A 24115-nucleotide genomic window follows, 5' to 3' on the forward strand; every position below is an offset into this window, starting at 1 on the left:
AGGCAGCACTATCAAACTGCTGGTGATGGCTTCATCCAAATTAGTGATTAACACCCCTGCACGCCTATCACTCGAATGGATTAACAACCATTCGAGTGATAGGCAAATCTTGCCCATCGCACCGCTAAGGGCTATCAACAGTCTTTCCGCTCAGTGAGTACCTGCCATGACTGCACCACTCAATCGCCAGTTCCTGCTTGCCCAACGCCCGGTCGGCCTGCCCAGCCGTGAGACTTTCAGCTATGTCGAAACCAGTATCGGCGAACCCGGCCCTGGGCAGATCCTGGTGAAAAACGCCTACCTGTCACTGGACCCAGCCATGCGTGGCTGGATGAACGATGCCAAGTCCTATATCCCACCAGTCGGCATTGGTGAGGTGATGCGCGCATTAGGCGTGGGTGAAGTGGTGGCCTCGCAGCACCCGGACTTTGCCGTGGGTGACCATGTAAACGGTGCCCTCGGTGTGCAGGATTATTTCCTGGGTGAGCCCAAGGGCTTCTACAAGGTTGACCCCAAGCGCGCGCCACTGCCGCTGTTCCTGTCCGCCCTGGGCATGACCGGCATGACCGCCTACTTCGCCCTGCTTGATGTTGGCGCGCCGCAAGCCGGTGAAACCGTGGTGATTTCCGGTGCAGCCGGCGCAGTCGGCAGCATTGCCGGGCAGATCGCCAAGCTCAAAGGCTGCCGCGTAGTCGGCATCGCTGGCGGCGCAGACAAGTGCAAATTCCTGGTCGACGAACTCGGTTTTGACGGCGCCATCGATTACAAGAATGAAGATGTAGTCACCGGCCTCAAGCGCGAGTGCCCAAAAGGCGTGAACGTGTATTTCGACAACGTCGGCGGCGATATTCTCGATGCCGTACTCACTCGCCTGGCCTTCAAGGCGCGAGTGATCATTTGCGGGGCGATTAGCCAGTACAACAACAAGCAGGCTGTCAAAGGCCCGGCCAACTACCTCAACCTGCTAGTCAACAGCGCGCGCATGGAAGGCATGGTGGTGATGACCTACGCCCCACGCTTCGCCGAAGCGGCTGCGGAGATGGGCGGCTGGATGGCCAGCGGCAAGCTGAAATCCAAGGAAGATATCGTCAGCGGCCTGCAGACCTTCCCGGAGACTTTGCTCAAGCTGTTCAGCGGCGAGAACTTCGGCAAGCTGGTGCTGAAGGTCGACTAAGCGCCAGATTCCGTTTTGGGTACGAGGGGCTTTAGCCGCGACTCTATCGCAGCTAAAGCCCCTCCCACAGGCTCAGTTTGTAGCCCGGATGCAATCCGGGGAGATTTATTGCCTGCCACACCGTTCCCGGATTACATCCGGACTATGCCGCCACGTCCTCGATATGCGGCTTTATTGGCCGCCAGCGGCGCAGCAGCATATACAGGGTCGGGATCACAAACAGGGTGAAGAAGGTGCCGACCAGCAGGCCGCCGACAATCACCATGCCGATCTGCTGACGGCTTTCTGCACCCGCGCCCGTGGCAACCGCCAATGGCAGTGAACCCAGTACCATTGCCCCGGTAGTCATCAGGATAGGGCGTAGACGTTGTACTGACGCCTCAATCACCGCACCGCGTAGTTCATGCCCCTGACGCAACAGCACGTTGGCGAATTCGACGATCAGGATGCCGTGCTTGGTAATCAGACCGATCAGCGTCACCAGGCCGATCTGCGAGTAGATGTTCAAGGTGCCGCCGAACAAGATCAGCGCCAACAAAGCCCCTGCCATCGACAACGGCACGCTGAAGAGAATGATCAACGGGTCGGTAAAGCTCTCAAACTGCGCCGCCAGCACCAGGAAGATAAACGCCAATGCAAGCGCGAAGATCAGTGCAATACCGGCGCTGGACTCCTTGAAGTCCCGCGAGGTGCCGGTGTAGTCGTATTGGGTCTCGGCTGGAAACACCGTGCGCGCGGTGCGCTCCAGATGCGTTAGGGCTTCGCCGAGGGTGTAGCCGCTACCGACGTTGGCGCTCACCGTCACTGCACGCAACTGGTTGAAGTGATTGAGCTCGCGCGGCGCCACGGTTTCACGCACCTCGATCAGGTTGGACAGCTGCACCATGCCGTCATCGCGGCCGCGCACATAGACGCGGTCGAGATCCTGCGGGTTGCTGCGGTCCACACCCTGCAACTGCACCAGCACGTCGTACTGCTCGCCGTTCTGCTTGAAGCGCGTCACCTGGCGGCTGCCGAACAGGCTTTCAAGGCTGCGGCCAATGGTGGCCACATCAGTGCCCACTGCCACGGCCTGCTCGCGGTTGACCGATACTTTGAGCTGCGGCGCGTTGAGTTTCAGATCGCTGTCCAGGCTTTCCAGCCCCGGATAATCACGCAACGCACTGAGCAGCTCATCGACATAGCCCTGCAGCTCGCTGTACTCCATCGACGAGCGAATCACGAAATTCACCGGTTGATTACGCGCGCTCTGCCCCAGTGGCGGCCGATTGACCGGGAATGCCCGAAAACCGGCGATATTCTGCAGCTTGGGCAGCAGCTCGTTGCGAATCTCGAACTGACTGCGCGAACGGTCGGCCCAATCTTCCAGCTTCATAAAGGAAATGCCCTGAGCCACAGTCGGAAAACCGGCGATGACCATATAGCGGTTGGTCTCAGGGATGCTGGCGTAAGCCGCTTCGATCTCACGGGCATAACGCCCGGTGTAGTTGATGGTGGCGCCATCCGGGCCGTTGAATACGCCGATGATGGTGCCGGTGTCCTCGGTCGGTGCCAGCTCGGACTTCAACCCAGAGAACAGCAGCAGACAGGCCACTACGGTCAATAGCAGCACGCCGACCACCAGCACCCAGGCGCTCAGCGCCTTGGCCAGCAGGTGTTTGTAGCGGTAGGTCAGGCCGTTGAGGAAGTCTTCGATCAGGTTGTACAAGCGGTTATGCCGCTCGCCAGCCTGATGCGGCTTGAGCAACAACGCGCACATCATCGGCGTCAGCGTCAGGGCGACAAACCCCGACACCAGCACCGCCCCGGCCAGGGTCCAGGCGAACTCGGTAAACAGCTTGCCCGTGGTGCCCTGCATAAAGCCGATAGGCGCAAACACCGCTGCCAGAGTCATGGTCATGGCGATCACCGCAAAGGCAATCTCGCGGCTACCCTTGAGCGCCGCCTGCAGCGGCTGCATGCCCTCCTCGATATGCCGATGGATGTTCTCCAGCATGACGATGGCATCGTCCACCACCAGGCCGATGGCCAGCACCATCGCCAGCAGCGTCAGGGTGTTGATGGTGAAGCCCATCAGCGACATCAGGGCAAACGCGCCGATCAGCGACACCGGAATGGTCACCAGCGGAATGATGGTGGCACGCAGCGAGCGCAGGAAGATAAAGATGATCAGGATGACCAGCCCCACCGCTTCCCAGATGGTGATAAACACGTTGTCGATCGACTCGCGGATAAACAGCGAATTGTCGTTGGCCACCGCCATTTCCATGCCTTCTGGCAGTAACGCTCGTACATCTGGCAAAGCCTCGGCGAGGCCGTCGGAGATATCCAGCGGATTGGCCGTAGCCTGCTTGATCATGCCCATCGACACCGCCGGCTGGCCCTTGTAACGAACGATGCTGCGCTCGTCCTGCGCACCGATTTCGGCATAGCCGACATCCGTTAGCCGAAGCAAATAGCCGCGTGAGTCATCCAGAATCAACTGATTGAACTGCTCCGGGGTGTTCATGTCGGTTTCCGAGAGCACGGTAAACTCGCGCTGCTGCGACTCGATGCGCCCAGCCGGAATTTCCACGTTCTGCCGGCGCAGGGCGTCTTCCACGTCCTGCACGGTGAGGTTGTGCGCGGCAAGTTTCTCGGGATCAAGCCAGATACGCATGGCGAAGGTGCGCGCGCCACGAATCTGCACTTCGGAGACGCCGGGAATGGTTTGCAGGCGATCCTTGATCACCCGCTCCAGCACGTCGGTGATCTCCATGGCGCTATAGCGTTCGCTGTAGAACGCGATCCAGATCACCGGCTGGGCATCGGCCTCGACCTTCTGCACGATGGGCTCGGCGATTTCATCCGGCAGTAAACCGCGCACGCGGCCCAGGCGGTCGCGAACATCGTTGGCGGCTTCATCGGAGTTGCTGCCAAGGCGAAACTGCGCAGTGATCTGGGTGTTTTCCGAGCGGCTAATGGAGCTGACAAAATCCAGCCCGTCGATGCCGGACAGCACATCCTCAATCGGCTGAGCAACCTGGGACTCCATGATCTCCGGGCTGGCGCCAGGATAGGTGACGTTGACCGTGACAATCGGCACGTCGATATTCGGGTATTCGCGCACGGCCAAGCGGTCATAGGCCATCAACCCGAGCAACAGCACAATCAGCGAGAGTACGGTGGCGAACACTGGCCGGCGGATGCAGATATCCGACAGGGTCATACCGCGGGCTCCACCACCTTGGTGCGCACCGGCGCACCGGCACGGACCTTCTGCCAGCCGGCACTGATCAAGGTCTCATCGTCTTGCAGGCCTTCAACCACTTCAACTTTGCCGTCCAAGCGCTTGCCCAGCTTGACCTCGCGCAACTCGACCTTACCCTCAACCACCAGGTTGACCAGTCGCTTGTCGCCCACCGGCATGACGGCTTCCTCTGGAATCAGCAGGGCATTCGGCCGCTCGGCGAGAATCACCGAAACCCGCACGAACTGCCCAGGACTCAGGCGACCCTCACTGTTGCTGATGTGCGCTCGAATCGCCTGGCTGCGCCCGGCTTCATCCAGACGCGGGTTGATGGCGAAAATCTCGCCGGTAAAGCGCTCGCCCGGATAGGCATCCAGGCTGATTTCAATAACCTGCTTGAGGCGGATCTGGCTGACGGCTTTCTGCGGAATACGAAAATCCACTTTGAGCGGATCGAGCACCTCCAGGTTGACGATGTCCTGACCTTCGCTGAGGTAATCACCAGGGCTGACTGCTCGCAGGCCCAACACCCCGTCGTAGGGGGCGAGGATGCGCGTTTTGTCCAGGCGCGCCTGCGACAGCGCCAGGCTGGCACGCGAGGCTTGCTGCTCAGCGTTAGCCTCATCCAGAGCCTGCGCATTGCTCGCGCCGCGCTTGAACAGCATTTGTGCGCGCTGAAAGTTCTTTTCTGCCAGATTGAGGTTGGCCTGCGCCTGGGCCAATTCGGCGCTGGCAATCGAATCATCCAGGCTTACCAATAGCGCACCGGCTTCGACGCGCTGGCCTTCACGAAAATGCAGTTGCGCCACCCGCCCAGCGATTTCCGGACGGATCATCACCGACTCGTCGGGACGCAGCGAACCAAAGGTCACCAGCTCATCGCGCACCAGGCTGCGCTCGGGCTTGACCACCTCGACCAGCGGCCCTTCATTGGCCTGCGCCGACACGCTGAAAATCGAACACAACAGCACAACTGTACCGAGCAGAGCGGGTGGCCGGGCAAACATATACAACCCCTAATTCTTTGTAGAGGCTGAGTCTAACGGCCGAGCCGGGCAGATCAGCCGTTAAAACTGTTTCCCCATATTAGGGCCTACACCCCGCTACTGGCGCATACCCCGGCCGCTAACCAGCAGACGGATACACACGCCGTAGAGCACAGCGGTGGCCACCAACATAAAACTGATCGCCACACCGATACGAATATCCGACACCCCGAGAATGCCGTAACGGAAGGCGTTGACCATATGCAGCACCGGGTTGGCCAGCGATACCGTCTGCCAGAACGGCGGCAGCAGGCTGATCGAGTAGAACACCCCGCCCAGGTAGGTCAGCGGCGTCAGCACAAAAGTCGGAATGATCGAAATATCATCAAAATTGCGCGCGAACACCGCGTTGATAAAGCCGCCCAGGGAGAAGATGGTCGCGGTCAGCAACACCACCAGCACTGTTACGCCGAGGTGATGCACCTGCAACTTGGTGAAGAACAGCGACAACAACGTGACGATAAAACCTACCGCCAGGCCGCGCAGCACACCGCCCACCACATAGCCGGTGAGGATGATATGCGGCGACACCGGCGAGACCATCAGCTCCTCGATGGAGCGCTGGAACTTGCTGCCGAAGAAGCTCGACACCACGTTGCCGTAGGAGTTGGTGATCACCGACATCATGATCAGCCCCGGCACGATGTATTCCATGTAGGTGAAGCCGCCCATGTCGCCGATCTGCCGACCGATCAGGTTACCGAAGATCACGAAGTACAAAACCATGGTGATTGCTGGCGGCAGCAAGGTCTGCGGCCAGATGCGGGTGAAACGGCGAATCTCGCGGTAAACGATGGTGCGCAGGGCCACCATATTGGCGGCCAGCTCTGAGTTCAGATAAGTCGTGCTCATGCCGCGCCTCCTGCCAGGTTCTTCTCTACCAGAGACACGAACAACTCCTCCAGGCGATTGGTTTTATTGCGCAGGCTGAGCACCTCAATATTCTGCAGGGCCAGCTGACGGAACAACTCGGTTATGCCCTGGCTCTTGTCCACCTGCACCTCGAGGGTGTGGTGATCCAGCAACTGCGCCGCGTAGCCAACCAGCTGCGGCGGCACCAACAACGACTCCTTCAGATCGAGCAGGAAGGTCTCTACATGCAGGGTCTTGAGCAGGTCCTTCATGCTGGTGTTCTGGACAATTCGCCCGTGGTCAATGATGCCGATATTGCGGCACAGCTGCTCGGCCTCTTCCAGGTAATGCGTGGTCAGAATGATGGTGATGCCCTGCTGGTTCAGCTCGGTGAGAAAGCTCCACATCGAGCGACGCAGTTCGATATCAACACCTGCGGTTGGCTCATCGAGAATCAACAGGCGTGGTTGATGTACCAGCGCACGGGCAATCATCAAACGGCGCTTCATGCCGCCGGATAGCTCACGCGACGGCACGTCGTGCTTGCCCCATAAGCCCAACTGATTGAGGTATTGCTCAGCACGCTCCTTGGCAATTTTCGCGGGGATGCCGTAATAGCCGGCCTGGGTCACGACGATGTCGAAGGCCTTCTCGAACTGGTTGAAGTTGAATTCCTGCGGCACCACACCCAGGCAGCGCTTGAGGGCCGAGGGTTGTTTGTCCAGGTCATGGCCGAACACATTCACTGTGCCGCTGCTTTTGGTTACGAGAGTCGAAAGAATGCCGATAGTGGTGGATTTGCCGGCACCGTTGGGGCCGAGCAAGGCATAAAAGTCGCCTTCGGCTACATCCAGATCAATGCCGTGAAGTGCCTGGAAACCGTTGCCGTAAGTCTTGGTCAACTGGCGAATGGACAAAGCAGTACTCATAAAAATGCGCACACCTGATCAGATAAAAAGAAATTCGAGAGAGGCTGCGCCGTGCAGCGCGATGTGGCCCAAGTCTAGCGCCTGGAACATCGCCACCACAGTATCTTTGCGCAAAACTACCGCCCCAAGGCTGGGCAGCAGCCTACCAGCGCTAGGCGCAGATTAAACCCGGCAGTTTCCGATGGTGCTTATCAGCCCTGTCGATACATCAGCCGGGTGCGGCCTCTGCGGCAAAGTCACCAGTAATCGACAGCGCATCCTCGGCGAATAGATGCGGGTAGCAGGCCGCCAGATGGCTGAAGAACAGCTGCTCCGGTACATCGGCAAACTGGCCGTGGTCATGCAGGTATTCCATATAACGCTCGCCCTGCTGGTTGAACGGATGAAACACGCTGTCGTTCAGGCCGTCGAACTCCAGCGGTGCCACTTTGAATACCCGGCACAAGGCCAGGTTGAAAGCCGGCGTGGCCTTGATCCAATGCCCATCCAGATACAACTCGGTGTAGCCATGCATGGCAAACACCTCGCTACGGAGCATTGCCAACAGGCGCGGTGTTGCCAGGTGGTTACGTACATCGGCCAGGCCGATCCGTGCGGGGATGCCGCAATGGCGGGCGCAGGCGGCGAGCAAGGTGGCCTTGGGCACGCAGTAACTCTCGCCCGCCTGCACTGCGTGACTGGCTTTCAAGGTGTCGGCGTTGCGGCTGAACACATAAGGGTTGTAGCGAATTTCATCACGCACTGCGTAATACAGACTGATGGCCTGCTCGCGCGGGTCACGACTGGCCCCACGGAACTTTTCTGCGAACTCCACCAGCGCTGGGTGGTCACTATCGATGAAGCGGCCGGGCTCGAGGTATTCACGCATCAGGATTTCTCATGATTGAAAGCCAATGATTGAGGAACCAGTCTAGCGACGCGAGTCCGGCCAATGTCACGACGATTCGGCCAAGCTCACCGCTCTTGTCGCCATACACGGCGACTATGCTCATGATGGTGCGTCAAACACATTGTCATCACGGAGGATTCTGCATGCTCGCTCTCTGGTTACTCGCCCTGCTGCTTGGCACGGCCTTTCTCGCTCACCGCCGCACCGCGCCCCTGCTCGCATTAGGCATAGTTGCCGGTTTTCTGGTTTTCATGGGTGTGCTCAGCCATGCACCGGCCTGGCTGATGGGCCTGTTCTGGTTGCTACTGCTGGCTGTGGCCTTACCTCTGCTGCTGCCGCAACAACGCCGCAGCCTGTTCACTGCGCCGCTGTTTGCCTGGTTCAAACGCGTGCTGCCGCCGATGTCGGCTACCGAACGCGACGCCATTGAAGCCGGCACGGTGTGGTGGGATGGCGAGCTGTTCAGCGGCCGCCCGGATTGGGACACCCTGCTCGCCTACCCCAAGGCCCAGCTCACCGAGGAAGAGCAAGCGTTTATCGACGGCCCGACCGAAGCGCTCTGCGCCATGGTCAGCGACTGGCAGATTGGCCAGCAGATGGACCTACCCGCTGAAGCCTGGGCGCATATCAAGAGCCATGGCTTCTTCGCCCTGATCATCCCCAAACAATATGGTGGCAAGGGCTTTTCCGCCTACGCCCACTCCCAGGTGGCGATGAAGCTGGCGACCCGCTCCGGCGACCTGGCCTCCACCGTGATGGTGCCCAACTCCCTCGGCCCGGCCGAGTTGCTGCTGCACTACGGCACCGAAGCGCAGCGTGACCACTACCTGCCGCGGTTGGCGCGCGGTGAAGACATCCCCTGCTTCGCCCTCACCGGCCCACTGGCAGGCTCCGACGCCGGCGCCATGCCGGATACCGGGATCATCTGCAAAGGCCAGTGGCAAGGTGAGGAAGTCATCGGTCTGCGTCTGAACTGGGAAAAGCGCTACATCACCCTCGGCCCGGTCGCGACCTTGCTCGGCCTGGCTTTCAAGGCCTACGACCCCGAGCACCTGCTGGGCGAAGAGGAAGACCTCGGTATCAGCCTGGCCCTGGTACCCACTGAAACGCCCGGGGTTGAAATCGGTCGCCGTCACCTTCCGCTCGGCGCCGCCTTTATGAATGGGCCTAACTCCGGCAAGGATGTGTTCATCCCGCTGGAGTACCTGATTGGCGGCCAGGAGATGCTCGGCAAGGGCTGGATGATGCTGATGAACTGCCTGTCTGTGGGCCGCTCCATCTCCCTGCCGGCAGTCGGCACGGGCGCGGCCAAGTTCACCAGCCTGACCACTGGCCAGTACAGCCAGGTACGCGAGCAGTTCAACGTGCCGCTGTCCGCCTTCGAAGGCATTCAGCAAGCCCTGGCACGTATCGGCGGCAATGCTTGGCTGATGGACAGCGCACGCATCCTCACCGCCAATGCGGTGGATTTGGGCGAGAAGCCTTCGGTGCTCTCGGCCATCCTCAAATACCACCTAACCGAACGTGGCCGCGAGTGCATCAGCCACGCCATGGACGTACATGGCGGCAAGGGTATCGTCATGGGCCCGAACAACTACCTAGCCCGCTCCTGGCAAGGTGCACCGATCTTTATCACCGTGGAGGGGGCCAATATCCTTTCGCGTAACCTGATGATCTTTGGTCAGGGCGCGATTCGCTGCCACCCCTACGTGCTCAAGGAAATGGCTCTGGCCAACCACGCCGACCAGGATCAGGCGCTGCATGAGTTCGACGAACTGCTGCTGCAACATATCGGCTTTGCCGTCAGCAACGCCGCCAGCAGCCTGCTGCTCAGCCTGGGTTTTGGCGTCTTCAGCCAGGTGCCCGGCGACCGCATCAGCCGTCCTTACTTCCGCGCCCTCAATCGCCTGGCAGCGTCCTTCGCCCTGCTCGCCGACACCAGCATGATGCTGCTCGGCGGCGAACTGAAACGCCGCGAACGCCTGTCGGCGCGCCTCGGTGATGTGCTCAGCCACCTGTACTTGGCTTCGGCGGCGCTCAAGCGCTACCACGATCTAGGCTACCCGGAACATTCGCAGCCCATGCTGCGCTGGGCCATGGAAGAAAGCCTGTGCAAAGCCGAACAGGCGCTGGAAGAGCTGCTCAGCAACTTCCCCAGCAAACTGCTCGGTTGCGCCCTGCGTTTGCTGGTATTGCCGCTGGGTCGTCGTCACAAGGGACCAAGCGATGAACTGGATGCCGAAGTGGCTGGCATTATCGGCCGTAACAGCGGTGACCCGGCGCTGGAGGAACTGCTTGAAGGCTGCTATCGCCCACAAGCCGAACAGGATTCGGTGGGGGCTCTGCAATATGCGATGAATCTTCTGCAAGGCGTACAAGGGCTGCAGAAGAAACTGCACAAGGCCGTCAAAGCCGGCCAGGTACAGGAACGGCCTGGACAAAGCCTGATCGATACTGCGCTGGCTGCCGGCGTACTCAGTGCCGATGAAGCGCATAGCCTGCAACAAGCCGAAGCCGCGCGCCGGGTGGTGATCGATGTCGATGACTTCGCCAAGGAGGAACTGACCTTGGCCTCCGGCAAGGTCCGTTAAACCGACAGGACAGCGGGCGACGCGAGCCTTATACTTGCGCGCCCGTTTTACCTACAGGATTGCCCCATGGCCAACACCCACATCGACCATCACCTAGCCCTGCTGCAGCACCTGCGCACCATCCTGGTCGCCCTGGGCGAAGCCGAGCAGATTCTCGATGACAGCCACGCCATGTACCTGGAGCGCTACGATGAATTGCTCAACGACCTGCCCAGCGATCCAGAAGCCAGCCTTTACTTGGGCCAGGATCTGATCAGCCAAATCTTCCAGCGCTACCCGCAAATCGCCCACCTGGTACCACGCGACCTGCTGTGGTTCTTCGGCGGTGACTGCCTGCATTTCATGCCCGACGAAGAAATCGAGATGTACCAGACCCTCGAAGAGCGTCGCTTCTACGCCGAAGAGAACGACGAACCCTTCGACTGGAACCAGGAAAAACAGCTGCTAGCGATGCCTGCCCAGGGCGGTACGCACTAAGCCGCAACCAGAAACAAAAAGCCCGCACGGCATAACCGGCGGGCTTTTTACATGCATCAAAAACAACAGAAACAAAAACGCCGCTCAATGAGCGGCGTTTTTGTTTATTTGGAGCGGGAAACGAGACTCGAACTCGCGACCCCGACCTTGGCAAGGTCGTGCTCTACCAACTGAGCTATTCCCGCAATACAACTTGGTACTAAAAATGGCGTCCCCTAGGGGACTCGAACCCCTGTTACCGCCGTGAAAGGGCGGTGTCCTAGGCCACTAGACGAAGGGGACCTTGGAACTTGTCGGTTACCTGCCTAAGCAGACCACCTAAATCTGGAGCGGGAAACGAGACTCGAACTCGCGACCCCGACCTTGGCAAGGTCGTGCTCTACCAACTGAGCTATTCCCGCTTTATAACAACTTGGTTCAAAGCAGCCGCTTCTTAAAGAAGTGGCGTCCCCTAGGGGACTCGAACCCCTGTTACCGCCGTGAAAGGGCGGTGTCCTAGGCCACTAGACGAAGGGGACACATCCCGGAACTACAACTTCTATCCGGCTTCTACACGTTTTGCCGTGAGGCATTGCGCTACGAAGTGGCGCGCATTCTATGGAGCCTTGTAAGGCCCGTCAACCTCTGTGTAAAAAATTTTATAAATCAAAGACTTCAGCTCCGAATGTGAGGCAGCCCTATCAGCCTCCTGGCTAAGGCACTACACTCGGACGAAAAACCGGTGTTCGAGAGGCTGCACCCATGTCCCCACTCGTGATTACCATATTGATTATTTCTGGCATCGTCGCTTTGATCGCCATTGCCTACATCAATCATATGGTCGAGAACAACAAACTGGAGAAAGCGCGCATCAAGGCCGATCTCAATGATCGCCTGCGCCGCTGCACGGACCTCGCCGAAGCTCTCCCCGGCCAACTGATGAGCCCCGCGCTGAAGTTGATGCTTTGCCGCCTGCAGTTGCACTTCAGTGAACGCATGCTGCCTTTGGATAAGGGCAATAACGCCCTCAAGGCGCGCGTTGAAGAGCTGCGCAAGCTGATCGCCCAAGGCGAGTCAATTGCCGTCAACAACCCACCGCAGCCCATTCTCAATGAGGCCAAGGCAAAGGAAGTGCGCTTCCAGCTGGAAAACCTTCACGGCCAGCTGACCCGCTGCGCCAAAGACGGAATTATCCCGGCCAACGAGGCCAAGCACTGGCTCAAAGAAGTACGCCATATGCTGACCCAGGTGCATATCGAGTTTTTCGGCAACCTCGGCCAGCAGGCACTGCAGCAAAATCAACCAGGCCAGGCACGCCTTGCGTTCGAGCGCGGCGTGCAATACCTGCGCAAACAACCCGACCCGGCCCCTTATCAGAACACTCTGAAGAAATTCGAAGCGCAATTGGCACGCGCCAATGCCATGGTTCTGGAAAACAACAAGCCCGCCACTGACCAGACCAGTGAACTGGATGCCGGCCTGGAATCTCTCGGCGACGACGAGTGGAAGAAGAAGAACATCTACGACTAACCCTTCCAGCGCGCTGCTTGTGCGCTACCACCCTGCCCTCGAGTGCCGCGCATGAGCCTGACCGTTTACGGTGCCCCGCTGTCACCCTTCGTCCGTAAAGTTCGCCTGTTTCTGGCTGAAATGAACCTGGACTATCAGCTGGAAATCATTCTGCCGTTCGGCCAGCAACCTTCCTGGTTTCGAGAACTGAGCCCACTGGGGCGTATTCCTGCGCTGAAGGATGGTGACTTCACCCTCGCTGACTCCAGCGTGATCTGCCAATACCTGGACGACAAGCACCCGGAACACTCGACCCTGCTAGGGCAGAACGCAGAGCAGCGCGCACAGGTACGCTGGCTGGAGAAATATGCCGACTATGAATTGGCACCGCTGTGCACTTTCGGCGTGTTTCGCAACCGTGCGCTGAAACCCAGCATGGGCCAGAGCTGCGACGAAGCCGCAGTACAGAAAATCCTGCACGAGAAACTACCCGTGCACTTTGATTATCTGGAAAAGACCCTTGGCACGGTCGAGTACCTAGTCGGTGAAAGCTTGACGCTGGCTGACCTTGCGCTGACCTGCCAGCTGATCAATATGCAACATGGCGCTGAGCAACTGGACGCTCAGCGTTGGCCCTACCTGAGTGCGCACTATGGGCGAATCACCGCGCGGGACTCGGTGCAGGGCGTATTTCCGGGCGAGCTGAAAATGCTCGCTAAGATGGCTGCCAAAGCCTGAATCAGTGGCCCCAGACAGCAAAGAGCCCGGTTAATCCGGGCTCTTTTACATCTGAAGCCTCAACAGTCGGTGAGTTCGACAAACACCTCGCCCAACGCCTCGATACCGGCCTGATCCGCTGCGCTAAAACGTGCCAGCGCCGGACTGTCGAGATCGAGCACGCCAAACAAACGTCCATTTTTGAACAACGGCACCACCAGCTCGCTATTGGACGCGCTATCGCAGGCGATATGCCCGGCAAAGGCATGCACATCGTCAACGCGCTGGGTCTTGCCTGTGGCCGCTGCTGCGCCGTATACACCGCGACCAAAGGGAATGCGCACACAGGCCACTTTGCCCTGAAAAGGCCCCAGCACCAGTTCCTCGCCACGCGTCAGGTAGAACCCCGCCCAGTTCAGGTCATGCAGTTCCTGAAACAGAAACGCCGAAAACTGCGCCGCATTGGCAATAAAATTCCGCTCGCCCGCCAGCAGTGCCTGCAGCTGCGCCACCAACAGCGGGTAACCGTCGAGCCCCTGCCCGCTTTGTTGTAGATCAATCATCAGTCTTACTCAGTAGTTGCAGGCCCACCCAATCACGGGCGAATTGATAGGCGCAGCGGCCATTACGGTTGCCACGGCCCAAGGCCCAACGTATGGCGGCCTTTTCCAGCTCGTCGTGCCATTGCCAAGTCAAGCCGGCCTGCGCGGCATGCACCGCAACCCAGTGACGGACCACGTCAAGGAAGTGTTCCTGACTAAAGGGATAGAACGACAGCCATAAGCCGAAGCGATCTGACAGGGCGATTTTGTCTTCCACGGCCTCGTTGGGGTGCAACTCGCCATCGACCCGCTGCCAGTTTTCATTGTCGCTCTGTTTTTCCGGCAGCAGATGGCGGCGGTTGGAGGTTGCATACAGCAACACATTGTCCGGCGCGCGCTCCAGAGAGCCATCCAGCACGGTTTTCAGCATGCGGTAGTCACCCTCGCCAGCTTCGAACGAGAGGTCATCGCAGAACAACACGAAGCGCTGCGGCAACTCGCTCAGCTGCTCAACGATGCGCGGCAGATCGGCCAGATGATCACGCTCAATCTCGATCAAACGCAGCCCCGCCGCCGCATGCTCGGCCAATAACGCCCGCACCAACGACGATTTACCCGTGCCACGCGCGCCCCAGAGCAACGCATGGTTGGCTGGCAGGCCCTGGATAAACTGCTGGGTATTACGCGCCAACTGGGCACGCTGGCGATCCACCCCGATCAGATCATCCAGGTTCACATCCAGATTGACCTTAAGCGGCGCCAGAAAGCCGCTGCGACCATCACGCTGCCAACGTGCCGCCAGGCTCTGCTGCCAGTCGATCACCGGGCGCTGGGCCGGCAACAATGGCTCCAGGCGCGCCAATACAGCCTCGGCGCGCAACAAAAAATCACTTAAACGCGAATCCACAACACACTCCAGAGTTTTCAAGCCGTTCTGCCACTGCCGTCCGGCAAAACAGATGGGCTATGCTTGGCAGGCGACTCAACATGAGAACAACCGGCCCATATGGATATAGCGCTAACCCAACGCCTGTCATTCAAACAGGCCGGCTTGACCGTATTGGTAGCCTTTATCCTCGGCACGGCGCTCAGCTTGGTACAAGTGGGCATCGATTATGCCAGCGAAGATGCCTCCATCAACCGCGAGATTAACGCGCTGATGGAAATCAGCCACAACCCGGCTGCACGCATCGCCTACAACATCGACGCTGAACTGGCCCAGGAATTGGTGCTGGGCCTGCTGCGTTCCCCCGCGGTGATCAGCGCGCAGATCATCGACAACAACCAGCTGACCCTGGCCAGGGTCAGTCGCCCCGCAATGGAAAGCCGCTACCGAGTGCTCAGCGACTTCATGTTCGGCGAACGCCGGCACTTCGAAACCGCGCTGTTCGTCAGCCATTCCCCCAGCGAAGCCCTCGGCAAGCTGAGCCTGGAAGTCGATACCTATGCCTTTGGTAGCCATTTCCTCAATCGCTCGCTACTGACCCTGCTCACCGGCTTCGCCCGCAGCCTGCTGCTGTCGCTGATTCTGTTGGTACTGTTCTATTTCATGCTGACCAAGCCACTCACCGGCTTTATCCGCGCCCTCAGCGAACGTGACCTGCGCAGCCCCAACAACGCCAAGCTGCCCTACCCGTCCAACCATGAGCGCGACGAGATCGGTGTGCTGGTTGATGTCACCAATCGCCAGCTGAGCAGCATCGCCAGCGAAATCGAGCAGCGCCAGCAGGCCGAAGCCCGCCTGACCCGCTACCTGGCAGAGTTGGAAGACATGGTTTCGGCGCGCACCGAACAACTGGAAGCCGCCAACAGCCGCCTGCTCGACTCTAACCGCGAGCTGGAGCAAGCCAAACGTACGGCACTGGACATGGCTCAGGCGCGCTCAGCTTTTTTGGCCAATATGAGCCATGAGATTCGCACCCCGCTCAACGGTCTGTTGGGCATGCTCGCGCTGTCGCTGGACGGGCCGCTTAATAACGAACAGCGCCAACAGCTGTCGATTGCCCACGACTCCGGCAAGGTGCTGGTCGAGTTGCTCAACGATATTCTCGACCTGTCGAAATTCGAGGCTGGGCAGCTGGAGCTGGAACAGATCCCCTTCGATCTGGCGAGCATGGTCGAAGACACCGCCAATCTGCTGTCACAGAACGCTGCACCCGGTGTTGAACTGACCTGCCTGATCGACCCACTGCTGTCCAACCAACTACTCGGCGACCCAACGCGGGTCAGGCAGATCGTCAGCAACCTGCTGTCAAACGCCTTGAAATTCACCCGTTTTGGCCGCGTCGATATCAGCGTCAGTGCCCAGGCTAGCGGCGTCAGGATTATTGTCCGCGACACCGGTATCGGCATTGCCGAAGACGCTCAGACGCGGATATTCCATCCGTTTGCCCAGGCTGGGGTTGGTATCACTCGGCAATTTGGCGGTACCGGCCTGGGCCTGGCCCTGACACGCCGTCTCTGTGAGGCCATGCACGGCCAGCTCAGCCTGGAGACACGGGAAGGCTTCGGCAGCACCTTTTGCGTCGATCTACCACTACCCGGCCAGACCAACGCTAAGCAACTTCCCCTGTTACACGGGCGCATTATCGGGCTCAGCCCTGCCAGTTCCGGGCTGAGCGAACAACTGGCAAGCCTGCTGCCAAGTTGGGGCCTGCAGTATCAGCACCTGGACGCCGATGCCGCGCTGGGCACACTTGATGCCGACCTGCTGATAAGCGATTGCCCGCAGCGCTTGAATGAGCTGCGCACACTATCCAGCCTACCGATTCTGCTGGTCAGCGCCTACGGCAACTTTCTTAGTAGCGAGCAGGTGGAAAAACTCTCACCTATTGAACAACTGGCCCGGCCCCTATCACGCCAGGTGCTGCTGCAGGCCTTGCGCCGCATCCTCGGCCAGGATGAAGCGCATACGACCGAGCAACACAGCGAGCCGCAACGCAACCGCCAGGCGCGCGTCCTGCTGGTAGAGGACAACCCGGTCAACCAACTGGTAGCCAAAGGTATGCTGGGCAAGCTTGGCTGCGAAGTACTGCTGGCCAATCACGGTGGCGAAGCCCTGACCCTGCTGGAAACCCAGGCGGTCGATCTAATCCTGATGGACTGCAATATGCCGGTCATGGATGGCTATGAAACCACCCGACGGATTCGCCAGAAAGCCGAATTCGCCGAGCTGCCGATCATCGCCCTGACGGCCAACGCGCTGTCCGATGAGCGCGAGCGCTGCCGCGCTGCGGGAATGGATGACTACCTGGCCAAACCCTTCCGCAAGGATGAGCTAGCGGCGCTGCTCGATCAGTGGTTAAGCGCCATAAACTGATCAAGCAGCACACCTACCTGGCTGCGCAACGCGGCAACCTGGTCGAGATCAACCCCGCGCTCGCACAGCAGCTGGCTTTTCAGCGGCAGCACCTGCTCACGCAACGCACCGCCGGCCGGGGTCAGCGCCAGGTGTACCTCACGCTCATCACTGGCCGAGCGCTTGCGCTGCAACAAGCCTTGCAACTCCAGACGCTTGAGCAGCGGCGTCAGCGTGCCGGAATCCAGCAACAGGCGCTCGCCCAAGGCCTTGACCGTCGGCAACGCCGGCGGTTGCTGCTGCCACTCCCACAGCACCAGCATGGCCAGGTACTGCGGGTAGGTCAGACCGAGCTGATCGAGCATCGGCTTGTAGGCGCGGATCACTGCCCGTGAAGCGGCGTAGAGCTTGAAACACAGCTGGTTGTCCAGTTGCAGCCCATCATCTGCGTGCAGACTGGTCTGGCTCATTTCAGCAGCGCTTCAATCTCGGCAGTCAGGTCTTCAGGCTTGGTGGTCGGGGCGAAACGCTTGATCACCGCGCCATCGGCACTCAGCAGAAACTTGGTGAAATTCCACTTGATACCCTGGCTGCCGAGCAGGCCTGGCGCGCTCTTCTTCAGGTTGACGAACAGCGGATGGGCATCACTGCCATTTACATCGACCTTTTTGAACAGCGGGAAGCTCACACCGAAGTTCAGCTCGCAGAACTCGCTGATCGCACCCTCATCACCCGGTTCCTGCTTACCGAACTGGTTGCAGGGGAAGCCCAGCACCACCAGACCTTGGTCCTTGTATTGCTGCCAGACATTTTCCAGGCCCTTGTACTGTGGGGTAAAGCCGCATTTGCTGGCGGTGTTGACCACCAGCACGGCCTTGCCGCCGAAGTCGGCCAGGGTCTTTTGCTCGCCCTTGATGGTGGTAACCGGAATATCGAAGAGTGCGTTGCTCATGTTGGTCATCCTGATGAGTGGGAATGAACGCAAGATAGCGAGCAATTAAATTGCATGCAATTTAATTTAAGCAATATAAGGCCCGCTGATAGCGGCGGGCCTGTGCAACGGCATTAAGCCTTCGGCACCAGCTTGAGCGAAGCCGAGTTGATGCAATAACGCAGCCCCGTCGGCGCTGGCCCGTCGGGGAACACATGCCCCAGGTGAGCATCGCACTTGGCGCATTTGACTTCGATACGGTGCATGCCGTGATTGAAGTCATCCAGGCTGGCTATGGCCTCGCTGCTGACCGGCTGAAAATAACTCGGCCAACCGCTGCCGGAGTCGTACTTGGCATCCGAGTCGAACAACTCTGCCTGGCAGCAGGCGCAGTGGTAAATACCCGGCACCTTACTGTCGTGATACTGGCCGGTAAAGGCACGCTCGGTGCCGCCCAGGCGGCAGACGTGAAACTGTTCCTCGGAAAGCTCTTCGCGCCAGGCTTCCAGGGGTTTTTCCAGCTTGTCCATGGTCAGAATCCTCAATAAAAACGCCAAAAGCGATATTCAATATCACGTGACAACGACCCAAAGGGAGCCACGACGGCGCACAGGGTGGCGGCCATGGATGGCACGCCACAAAAACGCCGGGAGCGTTTTTGCGCGCAAGCCCCGAAGGGGTGAGGCACATGGATGTGCTGAGCACAAAAAAGCCCGACCAGTACCTTTGCCAAGGTCGGGCTGCCACGTATCATTCGACCCCAGTCTGTCACCGGCGTTACAACCTGCCAAGGCTAGCAAGATCAGGTCTTTTTGCAGGGTAATTCAGCGGCGTTCCACCATTCGGGATCACTTACATGCAGTTCAGCAAATCGAACAAGCTCGCCAACGTCTGTTACGACATCCGCGGGCCGGTGCTCAAGCACGCCAAACGCCTGGAAGAGGAAGGCCATCGCATCCTCAAGCTGAACATCGGCAACCCGGCACCGTTCGGCTTCGAAGCACCTGAGGAAATTTTGCAGGACGTGATCCGCAACCTGCCCACCGCGCAGGGCTACAGCGACTCCAAGGGCCTGTTCAGCGCGCGCAAGGCGGTGATGCAGTACTACCAGCAGAAGCAGGTGGAAGGCGTCGGCATCGAGGACATCTACCTCGGCAACGGGGTGTCCGAGCTGATCGTGATGGCTATGCAGGCGCTGCTGAACAATGGCGATGAAGTACTGATCCCAGCGCCGGATTACCCGCTGTGGACTGCCTCCGTAGCACTGGCTGGCGGCAAACCGGTGCATTACCTGTGCGATGAGCAGGCCGGCTGGTTCCCTGATATCGCTGACATGCGAGCCAAGATCACCCCGAATACCAAGGCCCTGGTGCTGATCAACCCGAACAACCCCACCGGCGCGGTGTACTCCAAAGAAGTGCTGCTGGATATCGTCGAACTAGCGCGCCAGCACAACCTGGTGCTGTTCTCCGACGAGATCTACGACAAGATTCTCTACGACGATGCCCAGCATATCTGCACCGCCTCGCTGGCACCGGACGTGCTGTGCCTGACCTTCAACGGCCTGTCGAAATCCTACCGCGTGGCCGGTTTCCGCTCTGGCTGGGTCGCGATTTCCGGGCCCAAGCACCGCGCGCAGAGCTATATCGAAGGCATCGATATCCTCGCCAATATGCGCCTGTGTGCCAACGTACCGAGCCAGCATGCGATCCAGACTGCACTCGGCGGCTATCAGAGCATCAATGACCTGGTGCTACCGCAAGGCCGTCTGCTGGAGCAGCGCAACCGTACCTGGGAGTTGCTCAACGACATTCCTGGAGTCAGCTGCGTCAAGCCGATGGGCGCACTGTATGCCTTCCCGAAGATCGACCCGAAAGTCTGCCCGATCCATAACGACGAAAAATTTGTGCTGGACCTGCTGCTCTCGGAAAAACTGCTGATCGTTCAGGGCACCGCGTTCAACTGGCCGTGGCCGGATCACTTCCGCGTGGTCACCCTGCCGCGCGTGGATGAGCTGGAAATGGCCATCGGCCGCATCGGCAGCTTCCTCAAGACTTACCAACAGTAATCGGAGCACGCATGAGCCAGGGCAAACGCTACCTGCTGACCGGAGCCAGTTCTGGCATCGGTGCCGCCCTGGCCCGCGAGTTGGCGGCCAAGGGTTACGACCTGGCACTGACCGCACGCCGTGAAGACAGCCTGCACCTGCTAGCAGCCGAGCTTCAGGCACGCTTCAACCGCAAGGTGGTGGTGCTACCGCTGGATGTGACCGACTACGACGCTTGCCAGGACGCCGTTGGCCTGGCCGCCAATGCCCTCGGCGGGCTGGACGGGATTATCGCCAACGCTGGTATCGCTCTGACTGGAAAAGCCGGCGGCGGCCACTTCAAGCGCGCCCGACTGACCGTGGAAACCAATCTGATCGGCGCAATAGCCTGCCTGGATGCCGCCTGTGCGCTGTTTCGCCAGCAGGGCCATGGTCATCTGGTCGCCGTCGCTTCAGTCGCCGGCAAGCGCGGCCTGCCACACACCGCCGCCTATTCGGCGAGCAAGGCCGGCCTGATCAGCTACATGGAAGCCACTCGCGCTGAACTGTTGGGCAAGAACATCGACACCACCCTGCTGCTGCCGGGCTTTATTGATACGCCACTGAACAGCGACATGCCCAGCCGGCCTTTCCTGATTGACGTGGAGCGTGGCGCGGCGCTGATCGCCAAACACATCGACAAGCGCCATGTCAGCGCCTACGTGCCTGGCTGGCCCTGGGCGCTGCTGGGGCGCGTGCTGCCTTACCTTCCAACCTCAATGATTGGCAAATTCTGATGGACCTGCAGATCGACGACTTCTACAAGGATGCCGCTGCCGGCATGCTGACCCTGTACCAGGCGTTCCCGAGTAAATCAGCGTTGTATGTCGAAGACCTGATCGGCCGCGAAGAGCCCGACGAGTTCGGCTTGCCCACGCCACGCCATCAAAGCTGCCTCGGCGCCCTGCTGTGGCTGGCCGAGGAAGGCTATATCCGCTTCGACTCCACCATCGGCTACGACGCCCTGGATCAAGCCGTACTTAGCGAAAAAGGCTTTCTGCGCCTGACTCGCGGTGTGCCCCACGCCCTGCGCGAGGGCGATGCCTTGCCGCCCAGCGTGCGCCGCGTACATGCGACCCTGGCCTTTCAGCTGCGCGAAGCACTGGGCCAGCGCCATGGCGAACGCGTCGCCCGCCTCACCCGCCTGCTGTTCGAATCCAGCCTGAACAGCGCAAACGACATAGTTTGAAATAGTCGCCAGGTTGAAGTGCCTGGGGGTGCGCCCTTATATAGCCGTCATAACCAATAGCGGCCGTTGAAAACCAGGCGAAGCAGCCAACACAGGGTTTTCAGCGGCCTGATAGATCTTTCCCGTGAGGAGTCTCAATACACCATGATGCGCATTATGCTGTTCCTGGCCACCAACATAGCGGTGTTGATCATCGCCAGCATCACCCTGAAGTTGCTTGGGGTGGACCGCTTTACCGGTCAGAACTATGGCAGCCTGCTGGTTTTCTGCGCCGTGTTCGGTTTCGCCGGTTCGCTTATTTCGCTGCTGCTGTCCAAGTGGATGGCGAAGATGAGCACCAAAACTGAAATCATCACCCAGCCGCGCACCCGTCACGAACAGTGGCTGCTGCAGACTGTGGAAGAACTGTCCCGCGAAGCCGGGATCAAGATGCCGGAAGTGGGTATTTTTCCGGCCTACGAATCCAATGCTTTCGCCACCGGCTGGAACAAGAACGACGCCCTGGTCGCAGTCAGCCAAGGTCTGCTGGAGCGCTTCTCGCCTGACGAAGTAAAAGCTGTACTGGCCCACGAAATCGGTCACGTGGCCAACGGCGACATGGTTACCCTGGCGCTGATTCAAGGCGTGGTGAACACCTTCGTGATGTTCTTCGCGCGGATCTTCGGCAACTTCGTCGACAAGGTGATCCTCAAGAACGAAGACGGCCCAGGCATTGGCTACTTCGTCGCGACCATCTTCGCTGAACTGGTACTGGGTATTCTGGCCAGCATCATCGTCATGTGGTTCTCGCGCAAGCGCGAATTCAAGGCCGACGAAGCCGGTGCCCGCCTGGCCGGCACTGGCGCGATGATTGCCGCCCTGCAGCGACTACGTGCTGAGCAGGAAGTACCGGTAAACATGCCCAACAGCATGATGGCCTTCGGCATCAACGGCGGCCTGAAAAACGGCTTGGCCGGCCTGCTGATGACTCACCCGCCACTGGAAGTCCGTATCGAAGCCCTGCGTCAGCGTGGCTAAGTTCAGCAGCAATTAAAAAGGCGGCCCTCGGGCCGCCTTTTTCTTTTCAGGTTTCAGGCCTTACACAGGCGATAGACCCGCTCATCCAGGCGCTCAAGGCCGCGCTTGAGAAACTTCCAGTTGTCACCCAGCACATCACCGCACGCCAGCTCCTCGAGCTGCCAATCGGGCGTAAACAGCCGCTGCACCTCATCATCCGCAACGGCGAAGGGAGGGCCGTCCATCTGCGCCTGGTCATAGTCCAGGGTCACCAGCAAACCCTGGCAGCCGCTGGGTAGAACCTGCGTCAGGTGCGCCACATAATGAGCACGCATCTCTGGCGGCAATGCAATCAGTGCGGCGCGGTCATAAAGCGCGGTACAGCCGGCAAGCTGCTGCGCCGTCAGGGCAAAGAAATCACCGCAGTAGATTTCCACAGCGCCGGCCCGATAAACCCTGAAAGCCCCCACTTCGCTGACCACTGGCTGCAGCTCATGCTCGGCGAAGAAATCTTCCACCGCACGCTGTGCCAGTTCAACACCAACTACCTGATAGCCCTGCCCCGCCAACCAGGCCAAATCCAGGCTCTTGCCGCACAGCGGCACCAGCACACTCGAACCTTCCAGCAAACCCAGCGCCGACCAGTGCTGCTGCAGGTAAGGATTGACCTCAGGCAGATGAAAGCCGATTTCACTGCGCGCCCAACGCGCCTGCCAGAATTCTGCGTGCATAAATGCTCCTGTAATTAGTCAGCTGAGGATCCTGCCGCAAGGTAGCCCATAAGGCCAAGGGATCCCGTTTGCACAAATCCATCTATTAAAGCGATGAAAACACTCCGACTTTTGCGCTTTTATGCACAGATTGGCTGATGGAAGATGCAAGTCATCCATCAGGAGTCTGCCATGTCACTGCCTAGCCTGTTTATCTCTCACGGCTCACCCATGCTGGCCTTGCAACCCGGCGCCAGCGGTCCCGCCCTCGCCCGACTGGCCAGCCAACTGCCCAGGCCGCGTGCAATTGTAGTGGTTTCGGCGCACTGGGAAAGCCGCGAGCTGCGCGTTGGCAGTGCGACCAAGCCAGATACCTGGCATGACTTTCGTGGCTTTCCAGCCGAACTCTACCGGGTGCAATATCCAGCGCCCGGCGAGCCGCAGCTGGCAGGCGAAATCATGCACCTACTGGTGCAGGCCGGCCTGACCGCGCAGCTCGACGTCGAACGGCCGCGGGATCACGGCGCCTGGGTGCCGCTGACATTGATGTACCCGCAAGCCGATATTCCCGTGGTACAGGTCTCGCTGCCCAGCCAGCATGGTCCAGCTCTCCAACGCCAGGTCGGCCAGGCCCTGGCCGGCCTTCGCACACAGGGCGTGCTGCTAATCGGCTCCGGCAGCATCACCCATAACCTCGGTGAGCTGGACTGGCATGCAGGGCCGGATGTCATCGAGCCTTGGGCTCAGGCATTTCGCGACTGGATCGTGGGGAAACTGACTGAACAGGATTATGCCACGCTGCAGGACTACCGCCGGCAAGCACCCTTTGCCGCGCGCAACCACCCGAGCGACGAACACCTACTGCCGCTGTTCTTCGCTCAAGGAGCAGGCGGACAATTCAAGGTCGAGCACAGTGGCTTCACCCTGGGCGCACTAGGGATGGACATCTACAGTTTTACTTGAGCTATACA

The 24115-nt window shown here is 59.5% G+C and carries 22 protein-coding genes and 4 tRNA genes; 11 read left to right on the forward strand and 15 right to left on the reverse strand.

The genetic code is table 11. The features are described 5' to 3' along the window. The first annotated feature begins 166 nt into the window (after nucleotides 1-166). Nucleotides 167-1174, forward strand: a complete 1008-nt coding sequence (locus ACIGEK_RS15285; protein ID WP_397494146.1) for an NADP-dependent oxidoreductase — start codon at nucleotides 167-169, stop codon at nucleotides 1172-1174. Nucleotides 1175-1316: 142 nt separating this feature from the next. Here ACIGEK_RS15285 and ACIGEK_RS15290 read toward each other — a convergent pair whose 3' ends face one another. From ACIGEK_RS15290 to ACIGEK_RS15310, 5 genes are all read right to left on the reverse strand, one after another. Further along, nucleotides 1317-4382: an efflux RND transporter permease subunit gene (locus ACIGEK_RS15290; RefSeq protein WP_397494148.1), complete on the reverse strand. Its 3066-nt coding sequence runs from the start codon at nucleotides 4380-4382 to the stop codon at nucleotides 1317-1319. Then, nucleotides 4379-5410, reverse strand: coding sequence for an efflux RND transporter periplasmic adaptor subunit (locus ACIGEK_RS15295; RefSeq protein ID WP_397494149.1), 1032 nt, complete (start codon nucleotides 5408-5410; stop codon nucleotides 4379-4381). The genes ACIGEK_RS15290 and ACIGEK_RS15295 overlap by 4 nt, the downstream gene beginning before the upstream one ends. 96 nt (nucleotides 5411-5506) lie before the next feature. Next, complete coding sequence (locus tag ACIGEK_RS15300; protein WP_397494628.1) at nucleotides 5507-6286, reverse strand: ABC transporter permease; 780 nt, start codon at nucleotides 6284-6286, stop codon at nucleotides 5507-5509. Nucleotides 6287-6297: 11 nt separating this feature from the next. Beyond that, complete coding sequence (locus tag ACIGEK_RS15305; RefSeq protein WP_397494150.1) at nucleotides 6298-7230, reverse strand: ABC transporter ATP-binding protein; 933 nt, start codon at nucleotides 7228-7230, stop codon at nucleotides 6298-6300. 208 nt (nucleotides 7231-7438) lie between these two features. Then, nucleotides 7439-8098: a transglutaminase family protein gene (locus ACIGEK_RS15310; RefSeq protein WP_397494152.1), complete on the reverse strand. Its 660-nt coding sequence runs from the start codon at nucleotides 8096-8098 to the stop codon at nucleotides 7439-7441. Nucleotides 8099-8262: 164 nt separating this feature from the next. Here ACIGEK_RS15310 and ACIGEK_RS15315 point away from each other — a divergent pair, with 164 nt between their 5' ends. After that, nucleotides 8263-10710, forward strand: coding sequence for an acyl-CoA dehydrogenase (locus tag ACIGEK_RS15315; RefSeq protein WP_397494153.1), 2448 nt, complete (start codon nucleotides 8263-8265; stop codon nucleotides 10708-10710). Between the two features lie 66 nt (nucleotides 10711-10776). After that, nucleotides 10777-11187: a PA2817 family protein gene (locus tag ACIGEK_RS15320; RefSeq protein WP_397494154.1), complete on the forward strand. Its 411-nt coding sequence runs from the start codon at nucleotides 10777-10779 to the stop codon at nucleotides 11185-11187. 109 nt (nucleotides 11188-11296) lie between these two features. On the opposite strand, the gene ACIGEK_RS15325 is transcribed toward ACIGEK_RS15320, so the two are convergent. The 4 genes from ACIGEK_RS15325 to ACIGEK_RS15340 form a co-directional block, all read right to left on the reverse strand. Next, nucleotides 11297-11372: transfer RNA gene (locus tag ACIGEK_RS15325), tRNA-Gly, on the reverse strand. A gap of 21 nt (nucleotides 11373-11393) precedes the next feature. Next, nucleotides 11394-11469: transfer RNA gene (locus tag ACIGEK_RS15330), tRNA-Glu, on the reverse strand. Between the two features lie 43 nt (nucleotides 11470-11512). Continuing rightward, a tRNA-Gly gene (locus tag ACIGEK_RS15335) sits at nucleotides 11513-11588 on the reverse strand. Nucleotides 11589-11629: 41 nt separating this feature from the next. Continuing rightward, a tRNA-Glu gene (locus tag ACIGEK_RS15340) sits at nucleotides 11630-11705 on the reverse strand. Nucleotides 11706-11928: 223 nt separating this feature from the next. Between ACIGEK_RS15340 and ACIGEK_RS15345 the strand changes: the two genes are divergently transcribed. Together ACIGEK_RS15345 and ACIGEK_RS15350 are read left to right on the forward strand one after the other, a co-directional pair. Beyond that, nucleotides 11929-12696, forward strand: a complete 768-nt coding sequence (locus ACIGEK_RS15345) for a hypothetical protein (RefSeq protein WP_397494156.1) — start codon at nucleotides 11929-11931, stop codon at nucleotides 12694-12696. A 51-nt stretch (nucleotides 12697-12747) separates the two neighbouring features. Beyond that, a complete protein-coding gene (locus ACIGEK_RS15350; RefSeq protein ID WP_397494157.1) occupies nucleotides 12748-13413 on the forward strand; it encodes a glutathione S-transferase family protein in 666 nt (221 codons plus the stop codon). Nucleotides 13414-13472: 59 nt separating this feature from the next. Here the strand turns inward: ACIGEK_RS15350 and ACIGEK_RS15355 are convergent, their stop codons facing one another. Then, nucleotides 13473-13955, reverse strand: a complete 483-nt coding sequence (locus ACIGEK_RS15355) for a GAF domain-containing protein (RefSeq protein ID WP_397494158.1) — start codon at nucleotides 13953-13955, stop codon at nucleotides 13473-13475. After that, on the reverse strand, nucleotides 13948-14841 hold the full coding sequence (locus ACIGEK_RS15360; protein ID WP_397494160.1) for an ATP-binding protein: 894 nt from the start codon (nucleotides 14839-14841) through the stop codon (nucleotides 13948-13950). Before ACIGEK_RS15360 ends, ACIGEK_RS15355 begins: the two co-directional genes overlap by 8 nt. Nucleotides 14842-14940: 99 nt before the next feature. On the opposite strand from ACIGEK_RS15360, the gene ACIGEK_RS15365 reads away from it, so the two are divergent. Continuing rightward, entirely contained in the window at nucleotides 14941-17253 is a 2313-nt protein-coding gene (locus ACIGEK_RS15365; protein ID WP_397494162.1) for a response regulator, read from the forward strand. On the opposite strand, the gene ACIGEK_RS15370 is transcribed toward ACIGEK_RS15365, so the two are convergent. The 3 genes from ACIGEK_RS15370 to msrB all read right to left on the reverse strand — a co-directional run bounded on the left by ACIGEK_RS15370 (nucleotide 17229) and on the right by msrB (nucleotide 18693). Then, nucleotides 17229-17702 carry a MarR family winged helix-turn-helix transcriptional regulator gene (locus ACIGEK_RS15370; RefSeq protein WP_397494163.1) on the reverse strand — a complete coding sequence of 158 codons (474 nt, stop codon included), beginning with the start codon at nucleotides 17700-17702 and terminating at the stop codon, nucleotides 17229-17231. The genes ACIGEK_RS15365 and ACIGEK_RS15370 overlap by 25 nt on opposite strands. Beyond that, nucleotides 17699-18184, reverse strand: a complete 486-nt coding sequence (locus ACIGEK_RS15375; protein ID WP_304868709.1) for a glutathione peroxidase — start codon at nucleotides 18182-18184, stop codon at nucleotides 17699-17701. The genes ACIGEK_RS15370 and ACIGEK_RS15375 overlap by 4 nt, the downstream gene beginning before the upstream one ends. 113 nt (nucleotides 18185-18297) lie before the next feature. Next, entirely contained in the window at nucleotides 18298-18693 is a 396-nt protein-coding gene (msrB, locus tag ACIGEK_RS15380) for a peptide-methionine (R)-S-oxide reductase MsrB (protein WP_170048966.1), read from the reverse strand. A 326-nt stretch (nucleotides 18694-19019) separates the two neighbouring features. Between msrB and ACIGEK_RS15385 the strand changes: the two genes are divergently transcribed. The 4 genes from ACIGEK_RS15385 (at nucleotide 19020) to htpX (ending at nucleotide 22455) form a co-directional block, all read left to right on the forward strand. Beyond that, nucleotides 19020-20231, forward strand: a complete 1212-nt coding sequence (locus ACIGEK_RS15385) for a pyridoxal phosphate-dependent aminotransferase (protein ID WP_397494165.1) — start codon at nucleotides 19020-19022, stop codon at nucleotides 20229-20231. Between the two features lie 11 nt (nucleotides 20232-20242). Continuing rightward, a complete protein-coding gene (locus ACIGEK_RS15390) occupies nucleotides 20243-20986 on the forward strand; it encodes an SDR family NAD(P)-dependent oxidoreductase (protein ID WP_397494166.1) in 744 nt (247 codons plus the stop codon). Then, complete coding sequence (locus ACIGEK_RS15395) at nucleotides 20986-21438, forward strand: hypothetical protein (protein WP_397494167.1); 453 nt, start codon at nucleotides 20986-20988, stop codon at nucleotides 21436-21438. Before ACIGEK_RS15390 ends, ACIGEK_RS15395 begins: the two co-directional genes overlap by 1 nt. Nucleotides 21439-21582: 144 nt before the next feature. Then, nucleotides 21583-22455, forward strand: a complete 873-nt coding sequence (gene htpX, locus ACIGEK_RS15400) for a protease HtpX (protein WP_397494168.1) — start codon at nucleotides 21583-21585, stop codon at nucleotides 22453-22455. 53 nt (nucleotides 22456-22508) lie between these two features. Here htpX and ACIGEK_RS15405 read toward each other — a convergent pair whose 3' ends face one another. Then, complete coding sequence (locus ACIGEK_RS15405) at nucleotides 22509-23165, reverse strand: thiopurine S-methyltransferase (RefSeq protein WP_397494170.1); 657 nt, start codon at nucleotides 23163-23165, stop codon at nucleotides 22509-22511. Nucleotides 23166-23336: 171 nt separating this feature from the next. On the opposite strand from ACIGEK_RS15405, the gene ACIGEK_RS15410 reads away from it, so the two are divergent. Continuing rightward, the gene (locus ACIGEK_RS15410) at nucleotides 23337-24107 is read left to right on the forward strand and encodes a DODA-type extradiol aromatic ring-opening family dioxygenase (RefSeq protein ID WP_397494171.1); all 771 of its coding nucleotides are present in this window, start codon (nucleotides 23337-23339) and stop codon (nucleotides 24105-24107) included. Nucleotides 24108-24115 lie beyond the last annotated feature (8 nt).

This window comes from Pseudomonas sp. NPDC079086 (assembly GCF_044542155.1).
Classification (GTDB): Bacteria; Pseudomonadota; Gammaproteobacteria; order Pseudomonadales; family Pseudomonadaceae; genus Aquipseudomonas.